Source organism: Microbispora rosea, from assembly GCF_044460045.1.
Taxonomy (GTDB): Bacteria; Actinomycetota; Actinomycetes; order Streptosporangiales; family Streptosporangiaceae; genus Microbispora; species Microbispora rosea.
Map to the genome: position 1 here is coordinate 135566 of NZ_JBITJO010000014.1, position 19078 is coordinate 154643.

A 19078-nucleotide genomic window follows, 5' to 3' on the forward strand; every position below is an offset into this window, starting at 1 on the left:
TGCGGGCCATGGCGAACGCGGAGCGGCTGAGCCGTCTGAGTCTGATCGAGAAGGCCCTTGAGCTGGCCGACGCCGAGAGCCTGGAGTCGGTCACGGTGCGGCGGCTCGCCCATGAGCTCGGGGTGACGCCGATGGCTCTCTACTGGCACGTCAAGAACAAGGACCAGTTGTTCGTCTGCCTCGCCGACCACCTGCTCGCCACGGTCACTCCCGAGTTCGACCCGGCCGCGCCGTGGAATGCGCGGCTGCGGGTGATGGTCGAGGCGCTGATCGGGGTGATGCGGCGGCACCGGTACATGCCGGGGCTGTTCGCGATGGTCGAGAAGCAGGAGCTGTCGAGCTTCAACCGCGCGACCGATACCGCGCTCGACCTGCTCTCCCAAGGGGGTTTCACGCTGCGCGAGGGCTACGCCGTCTCCACCTACCTGCTGCACGGCGCCATGGCCCTGGTCGACAACGAGCCCGGCTGCCCCGGCGCGTCCAGTCCGGCGGAGGCGGCCGAGTTGCGCCGGCAGAGGCGGCTGACCCTGGAACGGCTCCCCGCCGACGAGTTCCCCCGGATCGTCGAATACGCCAAGGCGATGGAGGAGGAGCCGGACCTCGACGCCTACTACGCCTTCGGCCTGGATCTCCTGATGTCCGGGGTGGAAGCGGTGGCCGCGAAGAGGACGCCGAGCGGTGCGACGCAGACCGACGCGGAGTAGGTGGCGCGGAAGCCGACGGTCGCGCCACCGATGAGCGCGACCACCCCCGGCGGGAGATTGCAGCCCGATGAGGGCGGAGCGCGGTGACGGAGCAGACCGCCCGCCGGCGTGGCGCCGAGCCGGTTTGGAACGTTCTTGACCGCTGGGGCTTACGGATAGCGGAGATGCGTATACGTGATGTTTGGCATGACAACCTCCATATCCCTCGACGCGTGAATAACGTGCGTAACTTCTGTATTACGCGCCCTTCGTGAGCTTCAGAGAGGGAACTCCCGTGGCTATCAAGTTGCCGGGCGGACGCACCATCGGCCTGATGACGGCTGGTGCTCTGGCTGGATCGGTCCTGGTTTTGGGTGGCGCGGCCACCGCTTCGTCGGCGAGTGACGCGCCGCTGTATGCGTGTGTGAACAAGAGCACGCGGTATATGCGTCTGGTGAATGCCACGGCGACGTGTAAGGCGACCGAGACGAAGGTGTCGTGGAACAGGACCGGTCCGCAGGGTCCGGTGGGGATCGGCGGCACCGGCCCGAAGGGCGACACCGGAGCCCAGGGCCCGCGCGGTTTCCGTGGCCCGCAGGGTCTGCGTGGTCCGCAGGGGGAGCGCGGTCCCGCCGGCCCGCAGGGCCTGAAGGGCGAGACCGGCGCCCCGGGCAAGGACGGCAAGGACGGCGCTCCCGGCAAGGACGGCGAGCGCGGCCCCGCCGGTCCGCAGGGACTGAAGGGGGACAAGGGCGACCGCGGTCTCACCGGTCCGGAGGGGGAGCGCGGTCCGGCCGGCCCCGCGGGCGCCAAGGGTGACACCGGTCCGCGCGGCCTGCCCGGCGAGCAGGGCGACCGGGGCCTCAAGGGCGAGGCCGGCGACAACGGCAAGAGCGCCTGCGACATCTGGAAGGGGCGCGCCTGCACCTCCAAGGACGAGGCCGACTTCCTCAAGTGGCTCAAGGGGCAGGGCGGCAGCGGAGGCGACGCGCCCGTTCTGAGCTCCCGGATGGCGAGCCAGACCATCTCCGGAAACAGCGCGACCGCGTCCTGCGCGAGCGACGAGAGGGTCACCGGCGGCGGCTTCAAGACCAGCTCGAGCAGGACCGTCACGGGCAGCTACATGAGCGGCAACGGCTGGACCGTCGAGCTGACGGGCAACGGCGGTGGGAGCGGCAGCAACGGCCTCGTCTACGCCGTCTGCACGAAGATCTCGTAAGTCCGCCGGAGCGTTCCGGCGGAGTCCGTGGGGGCTCCACCGGACGCACCGCCCCTGCTTGCCGTACGCGACGAGGCGTTGGCGTACGGCACTGCGAAGGCCCTTCCGGAGGGGTTACCGGAAGGGCCTTCGTCGGTCTTCGGCGCTGTCGGTCTTCGGCGCTAGGGTGCTCGGTCATGACCGAGCCCTCCTACCTGCGGGTCGCCCGAACGGCCTATGACGCCGTCGCCGCGGACTACGCCGATCGCCTTCGCCGCCGGCTGGACGAGGAACCGTTCGAGCGCGCGATGCTCGCCGCGTACGCCGAGATCGTGCGGGCGTCGGGCGTTCCCGGGCCGGTGGCCGACATCGGCTGCGGGCCCGGGCGGATCACGGCGCACCTGCACGCGCTCGGCCTGGACGTCTTCGGCGTCGACCTGTCGCCTGGCATGATCGCGGTGGCCCGGCGCGAGCATCCGGACCTGCGGTTCGAGGAGGGGGCGATGGCGGCTCTGGACATCGCCGACGAGGCCCTCGGCGGCGTCGTCGCGTGGTACTCGATCATCCACACCCCACCGGAGCGGCAGCCGGCGGCGCTGGCCGAGTTCCACCGGGTGCTGGCGCCGGGCGGGCATCTGCTGCTCGCCTTCCAGGTCGGCGACGAGCCCTTCCACGCGGCCGAGGTGTTCGGTCATCAGGTCGCGCTCGACTTCCACCGCCTGTCGCCGGACCGCGCGGCGACGATGCTGGCCGAGGCGGGACTGCCGGTGGTCGCGCGGCTGAAGACCGAGCGCCGCGAGTTCGAGCGGACCCCTCAGGCGTACCTCGTCGCCCGAAAACCAGCGCCTCCGCGGTGACAGGACCGGCAGATGCGGGGTGGCCACCGGGAGACCGCATGGGACCTTCACCGAGTTAGCACGGACCGGTCGTTTCGATCTCGACGGGGAGGGGGGACGGGCGGTAGCGGCCGGAGAGACGGGCGAGCTTGAGGCTGAGATGCAGGCTCAGCCGCTCCTCGCCGTCCCTGAGATCGGTCTCCGCGAGTTCCTCGACGCGGCGAAGGCGGTAGTAGAGCGACGTACGGTGCAGGCGCAGGCGGCGGGAGACGGCCTGGGCGTTGCCGGCGAGGTCGAGGTAGATCTCCAGGGTCTCCAGCAGCGGCCGGTGCTGGGCCTCGTTCAGCAGCCGTGCCAGCCCCGGATGGAGGTTGCCGTGCGGCACTCCGGACAGCATGCGATAGACGCCGAGGCGGTCCCACTCCGCCGAGGGCCCGAACTCCGGCACGTTCGCGACGACCTCGGCGGCGTGCAACGCCTCCTCGTACGACTCGGCCGCGAGGGAGAGCGAGGGGCGTGGCGAGCCGATCCCGACCAGGACCGGCGTCCCGAGGGCCGCGTGCATCTCCTCGGGAAAGGCGCGGGTGCCCGCGGTGAGCAGCACGGCGTGGTCGTAGCGCACCAGGTGCAGGGGATGATGCCGGGCCAGAAGCCGCCGCAGGGCCAGCAGCCCGCGCTCCAGCGTCAGCCGCAGGGTCTCGTCGGCTCCGCCGCGGACGGGCCGGGCGACCGCCACGGTCACGGGCTGATTGTGCGGGAACGCGCCCGCCTCGATCAGGGTCCTGTCTGCGTCGGGCTCGCGAAGCAGCAGGCCGGTCACGGCCTCCAGCTCGCGGCGCGAGGCGAGCTCGGAGGCCATGCTCTCGTGGAACAGGGTCAGGGCGAGGGTGGGCGCGACCTCCGCCGCGACCGCGATCTCCGGCTCGGTCATGGCCGGGGCCGCGTCGATGAACCAGAGGAAGCCGAGCGGCAGGCCGTCGTGCCGCACGGGAACGCAGACCCGGGGCAGCAGCCCCAGCTCCGGGGCGCCGGGCGTGCGCAACGGCCTGGTCGCCTCATGGATGCCCGTGGCGCGCAGGAAGGCGCGTACGTCGGGGGTGGTGTGGCGGCGGAGGATCGAGTGGCGGCGGACGTCGTCCATCGGCCCGTCCTGCTCGCTGTAGGCGACGACGCGCTGGCGGCCGTCCTCCAGCAGCAGCGGTCTTTCCAGGCGAAGGGCGAGGTCGTCCACGACTCGCTGCAGATCCACCACTCGGCCTCCACCTGGGCGCCTCGACATCTGTAGGAGAAGGCCCCGCTGGTCTTCCCTACAAGTGACCGATGATCTACGTCAATAGTCTCTATAGCGTCATAATTCGTGAAACTCTCAAAAACACTGTTCCCGGGCATAGTGGCGGCCCTCGCGCTCGCCCCGCTCGCGCTGACGGCGGCGCCCGCCTCCGCGGCCCCCGGCGGAGACCCCGATCTTCCCTGGCGTCGTGACCACTGGCCCCAGACCCAGCCCTGGCAGCGCGACCAGCCGGACGAGGCGCAGGCCCTGCGCGGCCGCGCGTCGCGGGTCGTCACGCCGATCGACCCGCAGAACTGGAAGAACCCCGACCACATGACGTGGACGGACTACAAGAAGATCCCGGGCACCGACTGGGCGAACCCCGCCGTGAAGGGCTCGGCGCGCACCTTCAAGGGCGCGCTCGTGCTGCTGGACTACCCCAACCAGCCGTTCGTGGTCACCCAGCCGCAGAACTCGACCGTGTTCGGCAACCCCAGCTCCCAGGCCCACGACATCCCCCGTGACAAGGTCGCCAAGTTCTACCAGGACTTCCTCAACACCCCCGGCCAGCTCAACCAGGGCCACACCCTGCACGAGTACTGGATGGAGGACTCCGGCGGCCGGTACGGCGTCGACCTCACCGCGTTCGGCCCCTACACCATGCCGGGCAAGTCGCACGAGTACGCGATGGAGTACCAGCGTGACGCCTGCCCGGCGGGGGACAACTGCAACAGGAACCTGCGCACGGACGGCAAGGCCGCCTGGGTCGCCGACGTCGGCCAGGACGTCGCCTCCCAGTTCGACTTCGTCTTCTACCTGAGCGCCGGCCAGGACGAGTCGTCGACCTGGCAGGAGTTCGGCATGATGAAGTTCCCCACCAAGGAGGACGTCACCGACGACTTCGGGCCGCCGGACCCGAACCTGCCCAACTGGTCCAAGACCCGCTACGTGGACTGGACGTCCTGGGCCGCCGGCTCGACGTTCTGGCCCAACGCGAACATCGGCGTCGACTCCGTCCAGGCCGAGAGCTCCGGCCAGGGGGTCTTCGCCCACGAGTTCAGCCACATCCTGGGCGTCCTGGACAACTACAACAACCCGTACGGCAACCCGCCGGTCCGGGCGTACACCGGCATCTGGGAGATGCTCAGCCGCGGCAGCTTCAACGGCCCCGGCGGCCCGCACAGCCGCTGGCTGATCCCGCCGACGGCGGGCGCGTCGATGGGCGCCCAGCACATGCTGCGCAACAAGATCAAGCTGAACATGGTGGACGAGCAGAACGTCCTGCGCCTGTCGCGTGAGGCGCTCCGCGACTCCGGCATGGTCGTCGCCAAGGTGACCGCGCGCGAGATCCAGCCGGGCAAGAACGGCCTGACGGGCGTCAACGTCTCCTTCGACACCGGCGACAAGTCCACCGGGGCGTGCAGCCAGCGCACCGACCCGCTCTGCGACGGCGGCGGCTACGACAACTACACCGTGGAGGTCGTCGACCGGATCGGCAGCGACTCCTTCACCCCCGACTCCGGAGTGCTCCTGGCCAAGACCAAGAACCAGGACCGGGCGCCGTTCGAGTGGGTGATCGACGCCAACCCGCAGGACATCAACATGACCGACTACGTGCTGCCCGACGGCACCGAGGTCCCGATCGCGGTCGGCGACTACCGGCAGCTCGCCGACGCCCTCTTCCACGCCGGCACCGACTCGGGCAGCCAGTACGAGTACGTGGACCAGGCCAACCGCCTGCACTTCTACGTCACGGACGTGCAGCGCGACGCCAAGGGCATCCTGTCGTACACGGTGGCGATCAAGTCCCTCGACGGCGCGGGTCCGCAGAAGCGGGGCGTGAAACTGCTGCCGGGCGCCGGCGTCCCCGGCGCCGAGAAGGGCGTGTCGATGTGCAGCTTCCCGCTGTTCAACACGGGCAAGGCGGCGCCCGCGCAGGGACAGCACCCCGAGGACGTCAGCGCGTACCTGAACAGCGACGTCTACCGGCTGAAGGCCGAGGTCGAGGGGAGCGGCTGGACGACGATCACGCCCAACGCCCTCGCGACCGTCGACTTCGGTGACAAGGAGACCGTCACCGTCTTCGCCCAGCAGTCCGCGGGCGGCAGCCGTCACGCCACGGTGAAGCTCACGGCCACCTCCGAGAGCGACCCGTCCACGACGATGACCGCCACCTGCCGCGTCAACGCCGTCTGACGGCACGCGCCCGCCCTCCCGGCCACCCCTCCCGCCGTGTCGGCGGCGCCCTGTGCCGGCGCCGCGACCACCGGTCTGGGGTGCGCCGGAGGGCTCGGCGCCGCCGCGCCCCGGTCGGTCACTCCGATGGCCGGGGTGCACTGGATCGTCAGGCTCAGATCAGCGCCGCGACGGCGGTGTCCACGTCGGCTTCCGTCGTGTAGAGGTGGAAGGCGAGGCGTGCCGCGCCGTTGCGGACGGATGCGCGGATGCCGGCCTCCGCGAGCCGCTGGGCCGCGCCCGGGCGGGTGACGGTGACGATCGCGCTGTCGCCGGGCGGCATGCCGAGGCCGGTCCGGAACCGGTTGGCCAGCCGTACGTCGTGGTCGTTGATCGGACCGATGCCGATCTCCAGGAGCAGCTCCAGCGTGGGGGCGGCCGCGACGTAGGAGAACCAGGGGGCGGCGATGTCGAATCGCCGGGCGTCCTTCGCCAGCCGCAGGGGCGGGCCGTACGACGCGTCGCCCTCGCCGGCGTACCAGTTGGCGGCGATCGGCCGGATGCGGTCGCGCACGGCCGGGCTCACGTAGCAGAAGGCGGTGCCGCGCGGGCACATCAGCCACTTGTACGCCGAGACGGCGAGGACGTCGAAGGGCGTCGCCTCGACCGGCATCCAGCCGACCGCCTGGGTGGCGTCGGCGACGACGAGTGCGCCGTGCGTCCGCGCCGCCGCGACGACCTCGTCTGCGGCCGCGACCTCACCCGTCGCGGACTGGACCAGGCTGAAGGCGACCGCGTCCGTGCGTTCGTCGATCGCTCCGGGCAAATCCGCGGGCGGCACCGTGCGCACGTCGAGATCGTGCGCGAGCCAGGGGAACAGGTTCGACGTCTGCTCGATGTCGGGGACGACGACGCGCGAACCTGGCGGCAGCGAGGCCGCGACCGGGGCCAGCACCTGCGACGCGGAGGCGCCCACGGCCACGTCATCGGCCGCGACGCCGACCAGCCGCGCGAACGCGGCGCGCGCGCGATTGGTGGACCGGTCCCACTTGTCCCAGCCGTTGGCCCCGCGACGCCACTCGGCCAGCGCGCTCTGTAGCGCCTCGAAAGCCGGCTCGGGCGGTATGCCGTAGCTCGCGGTGTTCAGCCATCCCGGTTCCGGATCCCACAGACGTACCGCCTCGTCAAGTTTCATCCTGGTAAGGCTAGCTCTGATCTTGGCTCGTGCAGGGCTCGTGCACGGCTCGCCGCCGGTGATGGCCGACGGCGAACTGGAGATCCTGCCGTACCCGCCCGCCCGCACCGCTCGGCACGCGTCGGCGACTCGGCGCGATCCCGCCGCTCGTGCGGGCACGACACCACGATCGCTGGTTTCCCCTGACCGTCGCCGAGCAGCACTCCCGCTTCGTCAGCGACGTCCCGGACGGGCACCCGCCCGTGCTGACCCCGCAGTTCGACCAGTGGGCGTCGGAATGGCTGGCGACCGACCCGGTCTCCGGCGGGGGCAGCACGCCGAGTGTGCGTACTCCCAGCGGGCCACGGGCCGACATGCTCGCCGCGTGGTCGGGCGATCCGCCCTACGAGCCGGGTCTGATCGAGGCGCCGACCTGCATCGTCCGGGGTGAGTGGGACTCGATGTGCACGGACGAGGATGCCCGCGGCCTGTTCGCCGCGATCACGTCATCGCCGCTGCGGCAGGACGTCAAGATCAGTGAGGGAGGTCACCTCATGCATCTGGAGTCCGGCCATCGCGCACTTTACCGCGCAGCCGCGGGATTTCTGCTCGTGTGATCGTCCGCGCCTGGGCTACCGGTCCATCGTGCGGGCCGGGGCGGAGGGCGGCCAGAGCTCTGTTCGACCGGGGCTGCTCCTGCCTGGGTCTGACAGAGCCAGGCGGGAGCCAACAAGCCGCCACTTCCCTGCGCCTGCTGGCGAGCCTCGCCACCGGGCCCGGGTACGCCGCCGAACCCGAAGGCCGGGCCGGTCAGGCGGAGCGACGGACGCTGTGGAAGTAGGCGTTGGCCGTGCTCACGGCGACCGTGACAGGCGAAGGCCCTTCCGGACGACGGACGATCCGCTCCGGAAGGGCCTTCACTCGATCAGAATCAGCCGAAGACGCGCGGGAGCGCGGACGAGTGGACCTCGCGAAGCTCCTCCACCGGGACGTCGAGGACGCCCTCGACCGTGAGCGCGGAACCGCCGGTGAGGCCCAGCCCGGAGCAGGGAACGTCGTGGCGCACGCACAGGTCGGCGAAGGCGTCGAACGCCTCGGGCCGCACGCACACCAGCGCCCGCGCGGCCGACTCGCTGAACAGCTCGACGAAGGCGTCCTCGCCCGGCAGGGTCACCGCGCAGCCGACGCCCTGGGCCAGGCACGACTCCGCCAGGGCGACGGCGAGACCGCCGTCGGACAGGTCGTGCGAGCCCTCGAGCAGCCCGCGGGCCGCCGCCTCGGTCAGCACCGCGGCAAGGGCGCGCTCGGCCTCCAGGTCCGCCTGCGGCGGCAGCCCGCCCAGGTGCCCGTGGGCGACGTGCGCCCACTCCGAGCCGCCGAACTCCTCGCGGGTCTCGCCCAGCAGGAGGACCCGCAGGCCCGGAGCCGTGAAGCCGGACCTGACCCGCTGGGCCACGTCGTCGATCACGCCGAGCACCCCGACGACCGGCGTCGGGTTGATCGCGGTCGAGCCCGTCTGGTTGTAGAACGACACGTTGCCGCCGGTCACCGGCACACCCAGGGTCCGGCAGGCGTCGGCGAGCCCGCGTACGGCCTCGGAGAACTGCCACATGACCTCGGGGTCCTCCGGCGAGCCGAAGTTGAGGCAGTTGGTGACGGCGAGCGGCTTCGCGCCGGTCACCGCCACGTTGCGGTACGCCTCCGCCAGCGCGAGCTGGGCCCCCGTGTACGGATCGAGCTTCGCGTAGCGGCCGTTGCCGTCGGTCGCGAGCGCGATGCCTCGCGTGGTCTCCTGCGCGCCCGGCATGACCTCGGAGATGCGCAGCATGCCGGAGTCGGCGGGCTGGGCCAGGACCGTGTTGCCCCGGACGTACCGGTCGTACTGGGAGGTCACCCACTCCTTCGACCCGACGTTGGGCGAGCCGAGCAGCGTGAGCAGGGTCTCCCGCAGGTCCTCGGGCCGCGGCAGGCGCTCGGGGCCGTCGGCGTTGAGGGCCGCCTGCCCGGCGGGCTCGTGGAACGGGCGCTCGTAGACCGGGCCCTCGTCGGCGGCCGTGCCGGGCGGGATGTCGACGATGACGTCGCCGTCCCACGTCATGACGAGCCTGCCGGTGTCGGTGACCTCGCCGATCACGGTCGCCGGCACGTCCCACTTGTCGCAGATCGCCATGAAGGCCGGGATGTCGTCGGGCGTGACGACCGCCATCATGCGCTCCTGCGACTCGCTCATGAGGATCTCCTCAGGCAGCAGCGTGGGGTCGCGCAGCGGCACGAGGTTGAGGTTCACCTCCATGCCGCCGGTGCCCTTGGCGGCCAGCTCGGTCGTGGCGCAGGACACCCCGGCCGCGCCGAGGTCCTGGATGCCGACGACCACGTCCGCCTGGTACAGCTCAAGGCAGCACTCGATCAGCAGCTTCTCCATGAACGGGTCGCCGACCTGCACGGCGGGCCGCTTGGCATGCGACTCGTCCTCGAAGGTGGCCGACGCCAGCACGGACGCGCCGCCGATGCCGTCCGCGCCGGTCCTGGCGCCGAACAGCACGACCTTGTTGCCGGGGCCGGGCGCGGTGGCCAGCTTGATCTGGTCCTTGCGCAGCAGGCCGACGCACAGGGCGTTGACCAGCGGGTTGCCGATGTAGCAGGGGTCGAACGCGACCTCGCCGCCGATGTTCGGCAGGCCGAGGCAGTTGCCGTAGTGGCTGATGCCCTCGACGACCCCGGGCAGCACACGGCGCGTGTCGGGCTGGTCGGCCCCGCCGAAGCGCAGCGAGTCCATGACCGCGACAGGCCGGGCGCCCATCGACATGATGTCGCGCACGATGCCGCCGACGCCGGTCGCGGCGCCCTGGTGCGGCTCGACGTACGACGGGTGGTTGTGCGACTCGATCTTGAAGGTGGCGGCCCAGCCGTCGCCGATGTCGACCACGCCGGCGTTCTCGCCCATGCCGACGAGCAGGGCCTCCGACTTGGGCGCCTTGGTCCCGAACTGCCGCAGGTGCACCTTGGACGACTTGTAGGAGCAGTGCTCGCTCCACATGACCGAGTAGATCGCCAGCTCGGAGCTGGTCGGCCGGCGGCCGAGGATGTCGCGTACGCGCTGGTACTCGTCGTCCTTCATGCCCAGCTCGGCGTACGGCTGGCGCTCGGCCGGAGTCTCCAGCGCCCGCCTGACCGAATCGGTGCTCATGCGTTCACCAGCCTCTTGAGGATCGAGGTGAAGAAGTGGCGGCCGTCCACGCTCGGCGCGCCGGTCAGCTCCTCGACCGCGTGCTCGGGGTGGGGCATCAGGCCGACGATGTTCCCGGCCTCGTTGGTGATCCCGGCGATGTCGTTGAGCGAGCCGTTCGGGTTGCCGCCGGCGTAGCGGAAGACCACCCGGCCCTCGCCCTCCAGCGCCGCCAGCGTGTCGGCGTCGGCCACGTAACGGCCCTCTCCGTGCTTGATCGGCAGCACGATCTCCTGGCCGTCGGTGAAGTCCGCCGTCCACGCCGTACGCGTGCTCTCCACGCGGATGCGCTGGTCACGGCAGATGTAGTGCAGACCCTCGTTGCGGGTCAGCGCGCCCGGCAGCAGGTGCGCCTCGCAGAGGATCTGGAAGCCGTTGCAGGTGCCGAGCACGGGCAGCCCGGCCTGGGCGGCCGGGATGAGCTCGGTCATGAGAGGGGAGAACCGGGAGATCGCCCCGCAGCGAAGATAGTCGCCGTAGGAGAACCCGCCGGGCAGGAAGACGGCGTCGACTCCCTTGAGGTCGTGATCGGCGTGCCACAGGGGCACCGCCTCCGCTCCGGCCAGCCGTACGGCTCGCGCGGCGTCCTGGTCGTCGAGTGTTCCGGGGAAGGTGACGACGCCCACCCGGGCAGCGCTCATGACAGTTTTCCCTCCAAGGGTCCCCACCAAGCCGTACGCCACCGTCATCTGGCCGGACGGCGGTCTGTGGCGGTACACCTCAGGGTATCGGAGCCGCCAAATCGGCTCCCCCCGCGGAGGTCACTTCGGATCACGCGTCACGCCGGGCTTTCCCGGGCCCGGCGTGCTGCGGAGCCGGGGTCCTCAGACCCCGGCGAGGTGACGGTCGAGAGTGAGGTGGTGGGCGATGGCGTCTTCGTCCCAGTCGAGTTCCTTGCACAGGCGCACGGTCGTGCCGCGCCCGGGCGTGATGTCGAACGAGAGGTCGTCCACGACGGCACGCATGATCAGGATGCCCCGGCCGTTCTCGGTCTCGGCCGGCGGGTACTGGCGGGGGATCATGTGCAGCCCCTCGCCTCCGTCGGCGACGCGCAACTCGCAGCGGCCGTTGCCTATGGTGGCCATGACCTCGTAGCGGTTGGCGGGACCACCGTGCCGTACCGCGTTGGCGCACGCCTCGGACGTGGCCAGGAGTATGTCGGACACGCACTCCTCGGTCACCCCGAGAGACCGCAGCGCGTCTCCCACCACTCGGCGAACCATCGGGATGCCGATCGCGTCCCGTGGCATCGCCAATGAGAACTCAATGTCCACCGGACCCCTCCCCGGCGTCGAAGGTCACCAAGGTAGGCTTCCCCGATGAATCAGGGCTAACCGCAAAATCACGTCCCCGTTATTCAGCACGCACTGGATAGGTGGGTTCGAGACGGACCGATGCCTGATTAGGGGTGGACACGCCGCGGAAATAGGTATGTGAAATGTGTCACTTCACCCTTCGACCCGGATCGAGAAGTCCTCGATGACGGTGTTCGCGAGCAGGGTTTCGGCCATCTTCCGGACATCCGAAAGCGCGGCCTCGTCGGCCGGGCCGTCCAGCTCCACCTCGAACCGCTTGCCCTGCCGCACCTCGGAGACGCCGGAGAAGCCGAGTCGCGGCAGCGCCCGCGCGATCGCCTGGCCCTGCGGGTCGAGGATCTCCGGCTTGAGCATGACGTCGACGATGACGCGCGCCACGATGTTCCTCCAATTCGAGTGAGGGCCCGCCGATTCGGGAAGGTCGGCCCGTTCGGGGGTCCGTTTGGGGTCAAGCCTAGTGCCGCCCTGCCGGCTCGCCCCCGACGCGTCTCCCGTTGACGTCGCCCGGCGGTCCGGAGCGGGTGTGGCGTTCCGCAGTCCGGGAATCGGAGAAGTGTGGACGGGCGGGCCGGGGCTTGCGCTCAGGGGTGTGAGTTCTGCCACGATGTCCACATATGCGCCCGGTCGTCCACCCCAACGACCGTACGCCAGACGACCCGGCCTTCCTGCGGGGGTGACCCCACCCGCGGGGGCCCGACACGCACAGGAGTGGCACGTGACAGCCGACGCCCCTCGTGGTGTAGACGCACCCCCGGAGCTCGTCCAACTGCTCACCCCCGAAGGGGAGCGGGTCGAGCATCCCGACTACGACATCGAGCTGACCGCGGAGGAGGTCCGCTCCCTCTACCGTGACCTGGTCCTCGTCCGCCGCATCGATCTGGAGGCCGTCGCGCTCCAGCGGCAGGGCGAGCTCGGCATCTGGGCGTCCCTGCTCGGTCAGGAGGCGGCGCAGATCGGCTCGGGCCGGGCGCTCACGGACGCCGACATGGCCTTTCCCACCTACCGGGAGCACGGCGTGGCCTGGTGCCGCGACGTCGACCCGGTCAAGCTGCTCGGCCTCTTCCGCGGCGTGAGCAACGGCGGGTGGGACCCGGCCGAGCACAACTTCCACCTCTACACGATCGTCATCGGCTCCCAGGCTCTGCACGCGGTCGGCTATGCCATGGGCATCCAGCGCGACGGCGCCGAGGCGGCCACGATCGTCTACTTCGGCGACGGCGCGACCTCCCAGGGCGACGTGAACGAGTCCTTCATCTGGGCCTCGGTGTTCAACGCCCCCGTCGTGTTCTTCTGCCAGAACAACCAGTGGGCCATCTCCGAGCCGCTGGAGAAGCAGTCGAAGATCCCGCTCTACAAGAGGGCGTCCGGCTTCGGCTTCCCCGGCGTCCGGGTCGACGGCAACGACGTGTTCGCCTGCCTCGCCGTGACCCGCCGGGCGCTCCAGAACGCCCGCGAGGGGCAGGGGCCGACGATGATCGAGGCCTTCACCTACCGGATGGGGGCGCACACCACCTCCGACGACCCCACCCGCTACCGCCTCGCAGACGAGCTGGAGGCGTGGAAGCTGAAGGACCCCATCGAGCGGGTCAAGGCGTACCTGTTCAAGAACCAGCTCGCCGACCAGGAGTTCTTCGAGAAGATCGACGCCGAGGCCGACGCGCTCGGCAAGGACGTGCGAAGCCGGTGCCTCGCGCTGCCCGACCCGCCACCTGGGGCTATCTTTGATCACGTGTACGCCGGCGCCCACCCACTCCTCGACGAGGAACGCGAGCAGTACCTGACCTACCTGGCGGGGTTCGAACGATGACCACACTGACACTCGCCAAGGCGTTGAACGAGGGCCTCCGCCGTTCGATGGAGGACGACCCCAAGGTGCTCGTGATGGGAGAGGACGTCGGCAAGCTCGGCGGCGTCTTCCGCGTCACCGACGGCCTGCAGAAGGACTTCGGCGAGGACCGCGTGATCGACACGCCGCTCGCCGAGTCGGGCATCATCGGGACGGCGATCGGCCTGGCCCTGCGCGGCTACCGGCCGGTCTGCGAGATCCAGTTCGACGGGTTCGTGTTCCCGGCCGCCGACCAGATCATCACGCAGCTCGCCAAGATGCCGCTGCGGTCGCTCGGCACGCTGAAGCTGCCGGTCGTCGTGCGCATCCCCTGCGGCGGCGGCATCGGTGCGGTCGAGCACCACTCGGAGTCGCCCGAGGCGTACTTCACCCACACCGCGGGGCTGCGGGTGGTCGCGTGCTCGAACCCGGCGGACGCGTACACGATGATCCAGGACGCCGTCCGCTGCGACGACCCGATCATCTTCTTCGAGCCCAAGCGCCGTTACTGGGACAAGGCCGACGTCGACCTCGCCGCCCCCGGCCTGTCTCTCGACCGCGCCCGCACCGTACGGCAGGGCCGCGACATCACGCTGGTCGCGTACGGGCCGATGGTGAAGACCTGCCTGGAGGCCGCCGCGGCGGCGGAGGAGGACGGGCGAAGCATCGAGGTCATCGACCTGCGCTCGCTCAACCCCCTCGACGTGGACGTCCTGACCGAGTCCGTGACGCGGACCGGACGGTGCGTCGTCGCCCACGAGGCCCCCGTCTTCACCGGCTTCGGGGCCGAGCTGGCGGCGCGCATCACCGAGCGCTGCTTCTACAGCCTGGAGGCGCCGGTGCTGCGGGTCGGCGGGTTCTCCACGCCCTACCCGCCGTCGCGGCTGGAGGACCACTATCTGCCCGACCTCGACCGCGTGCTCGACGCCGTTGACCGCTCGTTCGCGTACTGAGGGGAGGGATTTCTGATGCTCCGTGAGTTCAGGCTCCCCGACGTGGGCGAGGGGCTGACCGAGGCCGAGATCGTCAAGTGGCACGTCGCCCCGGGCGACGCGGTGAAGATCAACCAGACGATCGTGGAGATCGAGACGGCCAAGGCCGTCGTCGAGCTGCCCTGTCCGTACGAGGGCACGGTCTCCGCCCTGATGGTCAGCGAGGGCCAGACCGTTGACGTCGGCGCGCCGATCATCTCGGTCCAGGACGGCGAGGGCGGTGACGGCGCAGGCGGTGACGGTGCGGACGCGGGCCGCAAGGCGCTGGCGGACGACATGGTGCCGGATGTGCGGAAGGCCGCTCCGGCGAAGGAGGAGCGCCAGCCGGTGCTGGTCGGGTACGGCGTCAAGACGAGCGCCACCCGCCGCCGCCCCCGCAAGCCCGCCGCTCCCGCTCCGGCCACGTCCGCTCCGGCCGCTCCGCCGGTCGTGTCAGCTCCGCCGGTCGTGTCCGCTCCGCCGGTCGCGCCGGTTCCCCCCGCTCCGGCGCGAGGTGCCGCCGGTCCGGTGCAGGGCAACGGCTCCGCGGCGCCCGTACGGGCGCGCGTCCTGGCCAAGCCGCCGGTCCGCAAGCTCGCCAAGGACCTCGGCGTCGACCTGACGACCCTCACGGGCACCGGCCCCCAGGGGTCGATCACCCGGGCTGACGTGGAGGCCGCCCTGGCGGCGCCCGCCCCCGTTGCCGCCGCCTCGCGGTGGGAGGCCGGGGTGCGGGAGGAGCACATCCCGGTCAGGGGGGTCAGGAAGGCGACCGCGCAGGCGATGGTGGCCAGCGCCTTCTCGGCCCCGCACGTGACCGAGTGGCTGCAGGTCGACGTCACCGAGACGATGGAGGCGGTCCGGCGGCTGCGTACGCTGCCCGAGTTCGCCGAGGTCAAGGTCTCGCCGCTGCTCCTCGTGGCGAAGGCCCTGATCACCGCGGTGAAGCGGCACCCGATGGCCAACGCCACGTGGACCGGTGAGGAGATCGTGGTCAAGCACTACGTGAACCTCGGCATCGCCGCCGCCACCGATCGCGGGCTGATCGTGCCGAACGTCAAGGACGCCGACGCGATGTCGCTGCCCGAGCTCGCCCGGGCCCTGGGCGAGCTCACCGAGCGGGCGCGGGCCGGCAAGTGCCAGCCCGCCGAGCTGAGCGGCGGCACGATCACGATCACGAACGTCGGCGTCTTCGGCGTCGACGCCGGCACGCCGATCCTCAACCCGGGAGAGGTGGCGATCCTCGCCGTGGGCCAGATCAGGGACATGCCCTGGGTGGTCGACGGGCAGCTGGCGGTCCGCAAGGTCACCACGCTGGCGCTGTCGTTCGACCACCGCGTGGTCGACGGCGAGCTCGGTTCGTACGTCCTGCGTGACGTCGGCGCCATGCTGGAGGACCCCCTCCGCATGCTGGCCTGGAGCTGAGCGGGGACCGCTCAAGTCGGATGCAAGATCCGAACCAGTGAGGCGCAAGCTCGGATTCCTACCGTTCGCCTGTGATCCTCATACTGAGCGACCGGGAGGACACCACCGTGCGCCGTGTCCTCCCGGAGATCGAGCACCGGTGCGTGCCCGTGACCTGGTGCGGCAGTGGTGAGTCCGCCGCCAGGTCACGGGTGACCGCGGCCTCCGGAGGCGAGCACCTGCCCCTGGAGATCGATCCGGACGGCGCGCCGGCGCCGGTGGAGAAGCGCGCCGGGCCGCCGGTCAGAGAAGCCGTCGCCGCCTGGCCGGCGGCATGACCGCCGTGCCGGTGACGGCGTTCGCCGCGGTCCTCACGGTCGACCGCGTGCGCCTGCGCCTCGCCGAGGCGCTCATGCTGCTGCCCAGGCGGCCGTACGGCGATCGCGACGTCCACGACGAGATCGTCGAGCAGTGCCTGCTGATGAACGAGACGCTGGAGGACGGCGAGCCCCTCGGCGACGCCGACATCCGGGCCGCCACCGAGGAGTTCCGTGCGGGCCACGGCCTGTGTGACCGCGCCTCCACGCTGGCCTGGCTGGCGGAGATGTCGCTGTCGGGCGAGCAGTTCGAGGCGTTCATCGCCGGGATCGCGCGACGGCGGCGCTTCCGGCGGCGCAAGGAGGCCGAGCTCGCGCCGGGTCACCTCGCGGCCCACCGCGGCGACTTCGACCGCGTACGCGCGCTGTGGGTGATCGGCTCGCAGCCGGTGAACGGGGAGTCGCTGCGCGGGGGCGGCCTGGTGGCCTGCGCGGAGGCCGTGGTGACCGTCGGTGAGCGGTGGGCCAGGGACCTGCCCGCACCCCTGCGCCGCGCCGCGCACGACACGCTGGTCGGCCCGGTGACGTACGGCGACGGCTACCTGACCGGGATCGTGCTGGAGCGCCGGGCGGGGCGGGACGACCCGGAGACGCTGGCCGCGGCGGGGGAGACCGCCTTCGGCGAGTGGCTCGCCGACCGGCGCAGGCGGGCCTCCATCGAGTGGCACTGGCTGTGAGGACCTGACGGAGGCGGGCGACGGCCAGGCGCCGGGCATCGGCGGGCCGGCCGTCGCCGCGTCCCGGGTCCGGGGAGGACCCGGGGCCCTCCCGTCAGGCGGCGTCGAGAGCTTCGGTGATCTTGCGGGCCATGTCGGCCATGGTGGGGCCGGGCTCGCCCTTCTGGGCCCGGGCGGCCGCTTCGACGGCGACGAGGACGGTGCTGCGGAAGTTGTCGGCCTCGGCCGGCGCCTGCCGCTTGAGCAGGTGCACGGATGCCGTCAGGGCCGGCAGCACACGGTCGGCGAGTTCGGCGACGGACTTGCCGCTCAGGTCCATGCCCGTCGACTTGTCGGCGAGCACGTGCCCGACGAGGCCGGTCGCGGAGGCGAGGGCGATGGAGCCCTGGGTGGCGACCTTGTGGGGCGAGCCGGTGGCGCCGGCGGCGGCCAGCAGCGAGACGGCGCCGTAGGCGGCGGTCCGCAGGGTGATCTTGTCCTGGTCGGTGAGGGTGACGGACATGGTCGTGTGGTCCTTTACATCTGATGCATGGATGGGGGAAGGGGTCCCGCCGGTGCCCGGGAAAGGGCTCGGGGCGGGGCCGAGGGGGCTGAGGGGGCTGGGCTGAGGGCGGGTCTGCCGCGACGCGGGCCCGGTGTCAGTCGTCGATCGCCTGGTAGAGCGTGGTCCAGAAGTCGTGGATGAGCTGCATCGAGTCGGGGGTGGACGCGCCGACCTGGGTGAGCAGGAGTCCGGTGAGCTGGTTGGCCGGGTCGGCGTAGGCCGCGGCGCCGCTTCCGCCGTCCCAGCCGAACTGGCCGACGGGGGCGTAGTCGCCGCGGTAGGTGCGCACCGCCATCCCGAAGCCCCAGCCGCCGTGCTGTCCTTGGCCGTGCGAGATGTGGACGTTGTCGACGGCCATGGCGGTGCGGGCGGCGTTCTGCTCGGGCGTGAGGCGGTTGGTGGTCATCAGTTCGACGGCGGGCCGGGACAAGATGCGCTTCCCCTGGTGCGTCCCGCCGTTGAGCAGCATGCGGAAGTAGGCGTGGTAGTCGTCGACGGTGGAGACCAGCCCGCCGCCCCCGCCCTGGAACGCCGGAGGCTCGCTCCACCGTCCGCCCTTGGCCTCGTCCCACACGAGGAACTCGCCGGTCTGCGGGTCGGGGGCGTAGAGGGTCGGCAGCCGGTCGATCTTGTCGGCGGGCACGTGGAAACCGGTGTCGGTCATCCCCAGCGGATCGAAGATGCGCTCGCGCAGGAACTCCTCGAACGACTGGCCGGTGACCCTGGACACCAGCACGCCGAGCAGGTCGCTGCTGATGTGGTACTGCCAGCGCTCTCCGGGCTGGTACATCAGCGGGAGCTCGCCGAGGCGGCGCATCCACTCGTCCTGCTCGGGCATCGGCACCGGCAGGTTGGGCGTGAGCCCCTGCTCGAAGACCGCGTTCATGATCGGGGTGCCCAGCGAGGTCATGTCCATGCCGAGTCCGAAGGTGGAGGTCAGCACGTCCCGCACGGTGATCGGCCGCCGCGCCGGCACGGTGTCGTCCAGCGGACCGTCGATCCGCTTCAACACCCGGCGGCCGGCCAGTTCCGGCAGCCACGGGTCCACCAGGTCGTCCAGTCGCAGCCTGCACTCGTCCAGCAGGACCATCGCCGCCGCCACCGAGACCGGCTTGGACGTCGAGGCCATCCGGAAGATCGTGTCCCGGCGCATCGGCGCGCCGCCGTCATGACGCATCGTCCCGATCGCTTCCACATGTGTCCGGCCGCTCCGGCTGACCAGGGCGACAAGCCCGGGAATCCGCCCCGAGTCGACATATCGCGTCAGCACCTCGCGCACCCTGCGCAGCCCGGTCGCGGAGAAGTCGCTGTCTCCGGTTCTCATCGTCAATCTCCTCACACAGTGATCGATCGGCTTTCGCCGGGACTCCCTCCGCGGTGCCATCGGCACTCACGTGTGTTC

18 protein-coding genes are annotated in these 19078 nt (G+C 71.0%); 10 read left to right on the forward strand and 8 right to left on the reverse strand.

Going from position 1 to position 19078, the window contains the following annotated elements; genetic code table 11:
• Positions 1-8: 8 nt before the first annotated feature.
• The 3 genes from ACIBK1_RS37070 to ACIBK1_RS37080 all read left to right on the forward strand — a co-directional run bounded on the left by ACIBK1_RS37070 (position 9) and on the right by ACIBK1_RS37080 (position 2738).
• Positions 9-704: a TetR family transcriptional regulator gene (locus tag ACIBK1_RS37070; protein WP_030508809.1), complete on the forward strand. Its 696-nt coding sequence runs from the start codon at positions 9-11 to the stop codon at positions 702-704.
• A gap of 424 nt (positions 705-1128) precedes the next feature.
• On the forward strand, positions 1129-1902 hold the full coding sequence (locus ACIBK1_RS37075; RefSeq protein ID WP_156080959.1) for a collagen-like domain-containing protein: 774 nt from the start codon (positions 1129-1131) through the stop codon (positions 1900-1902).
• A gap of 176 nt (positions 1903-2078) precedes the next feature.
• Positions 2079-2738 carry a class I SAM-dependent methyltransferase gene (locus ACIBK1_RS37080; protein ID WP_030508811.1) on the forward strand — a complete coding sequence of 220 codons (660 nt, stop codon included), beginning with the start codon at positions 2079-2081 and terminating at the stop codon, positions 2736-2738.
• Positions 2739-2793: 55 nt separating this feature from the next.
• Here the strand turns inward: ACIBK1_RS37080 and ACIBK1_RS37085 are convergent, their stop codons facing one another.
• Positions 2794-3966 carry a PucR family transcriptional regulator gene (locus ACIBK1_RS37085; protein ID WP_396740349.1) on the reverse strand — a complete coding sequence of 391 codons (1173 nt, stop codon included), beginning with the start codon at positions 3964-3966 and terminating at the stop codon, positions 2794-2796.
• A 108-nt stretch (positions 3967-4074) separates the two neighbouring features.
• On the opposite strand from ACIBK1_RS37085, the gene ACIBK1_RS37090 reads away from it, so the two are divergent.
• Positions 4075-6183, forward strand: a complete 2109-nt coding sequence (locus ACIBK1_RS37090) for a M6 family metalloprotease domain-containing protein (RefSeq protein ID WP_396740351.1) — start codon at positions 4075-4077, stop codon at positions 6181-6183.
• A gap of 154 nt (positions 6184-6337) precedes the next feature.
• Here the strand turns inward: ACIBK1_RS37090 and ACIBK1_RS37095 are convergent, their stop codons facing one another.
• Positions 6338-7357 carry an aminotransferase class V-fold PLP-dependent enzyme gene (locus ACIBK1_RS37095; protein WP_396740352.1) on the reverse strand — a complete coding sequence of 340 codons (1020 nt, stop codon included), beginning with the start codon at positions 7355-7357 and terminating at the stop codon, positions 6338-6340.
• 149 nt (positions 7358-7506) lie between these two features.
• Between ACIBK1_RS37095 and ACIBK1_RS37100 the strand changes: the two genes are divergently transcribed.
• A complete protein-coding gene (locus tag ACIBK1_RS37100; RefSeq protein WP_396740354.1) occupies positions 7507-7953 on the forward strand; it encodes an alpha/beta fold hydrolase in 447 nt (148 codons plus the stop codon).
• Positions 7954-8267: 314 nt separating this feature from the next.
• Here ACIBK1_RS37100 and purL read toward each other — a convergent pair whose 3' ends face one another.
• The 4 genes from purL to purS all read right to left on the reverse strand — a co-directional run bounded on the left by purL (position 8268) and on the right by purS (position 12256).
• Positions 8268-10523 carry a phosphoribosylformylglycinamidine synthase subunit PurL gene (gene purL / locus ACIBK1_RS37105; RefSeq protein ID WP_030508814.1) on the reverse strand — a complete coding sequence of 752 codons (2256 nt, stop codon included), beginning with the start codon at positions 10521-10523 and terminating at the stop codon, positions 8268-8270.
• Positions 10520-11203 carry a phosphoribosylformylglycinamidine synthase subunit PurQ gene (gene purQ / locus ACIBK1_RS37110; RefSeq protein ID WP_030508815.1) on the reverse strand — a complete coding sequence of 228 codons (684 nt, stop codon included), beginning with the start codon at positions 11201-11203 and terminating at the stop codon, positions 10520-10522. The genes purL and purQ overlap by 4 nt, the downstream gene beginning before the upstream one ends.
• A 183-nt stretch (positions 11204-11386) precedes the next feature.
• A complete protein-coding gene (locus tag ACIBK1_RS37115) occupies positions 11387-11836 on the reverse strand; it encodes an ATP-binding protein (RefSeq protein ID WP_076438741.1) in 450 nt (149 codons plus the stop codon).
• A gap of 174 nt (positions 11837-12010) precedes the next feature.
• Positions 12011-12256, reverse strand: coding sequence for a phosphoribosylformylglycinamidine synthase subunit PurS (purS, locus tag ACIBK1_RS37120; RefSeq protein ID WP_030508817.1), 246 nt, complete (start codon positions 12254-12256; stop codon positions 12011-12013).
• 337 nt (positions 12257-12593) lie between these two features.
• Here purS and pdhA point away from each other — a divergent pair, with 337 nt between their 5' ends.
• From pdhA to ACIBK1_RS37145, 5 genes are all read left to right on the forward strand, one after another.
• Positions 12594-13685: a pyruvate dehydrogenase (acetyl-transferring) E1 component subunit alpha gene (gene pdhA / locus ACIBK1_RS37125; protein WP_030508818.1), complete on the forward strand. Its 1092-nt coding sequence runs from the start codon at positions 12594-12596 to the stop codon at positions 13683-13685.
• Complete coding sequence (locus tag ACIBK1_RS37130) at positions 13682-14656, forward strand: alpha-ketoacid dehydrogenase subunit beta (RefSeq protein ID WP_030508819.1); 975 nt, start codon at positions 13682-13684, stop codon at positions 14654-14656. The genes pdhA and ACIBK1_RS37130 overlap by 4 nt, the downstream gene beginning before the upstream one ends.
• 15 nt (positions 14657-14671) lie before the next feature.
• Positions 14672-16099, forward strand: coding sequence for a dihydrolipoamide acetyltransferase family protein (locus ACIBK1_RS37135; RefSeq protein ID WP_030508820.1), 1428 nt, complete (start codon positions 14672-14674; stop codon positions 16097-16099).
• Between the two features lie 71 nt (positions 16100-16170).
• Positions 16171-16416 (forward strand): hypothetical protein, encoded by a 246-nt coding sequence (locus tag ACIBK1_RS37140; protein ID WP_396740358.1) that lies wholly within the window; start codon positions 16171-16173, stop codon positions 16414-16416.
• Positions 16413-17132, forward strand: a complete 720-nt coding sequence (locus ACIBK1_RS37145; protein ID WP_396740360.1) for a hypothetical protein — start codon at positions 16413-16415, stop codon at positions 17130-17132. Before ACIBK1_RS37140 ends, ACIBK1_RS37145 begins: the two co-directional genes overlap by 4 nt.
• Positions 17133-17226: 94 nt before the next feature.
• On the opposite strand, the gene ACIBK1_RS37150 is transcribed toward ACIBK1_RS37145, so the two are convergent.
• On the reverse strand, positions 17227-17634 hold the full coding sequence (locus ACIBK1_RS37150; protein ID WP_357025037.1) for a hypothetical protein: 408 nt from the start codon (positions 17632-17634) through the stop codon (positions 17227-17229).
• 136 nt (positions 17635-17770) lie between these two features.
• Positions 17771-19000 carry a serine hydrolase gene (locus ACIBK1_RS37155; protein WP_396740362.1) on the reverse strand — a complete coding sequence of 410 codons (1230 nt, stop codon included), beginning with the start codon at positions 18998-19000 and terminating at the stop codon, positions 17771-17773.
• Positions 19001-19078: the final 78 nt, after the last annotated feature.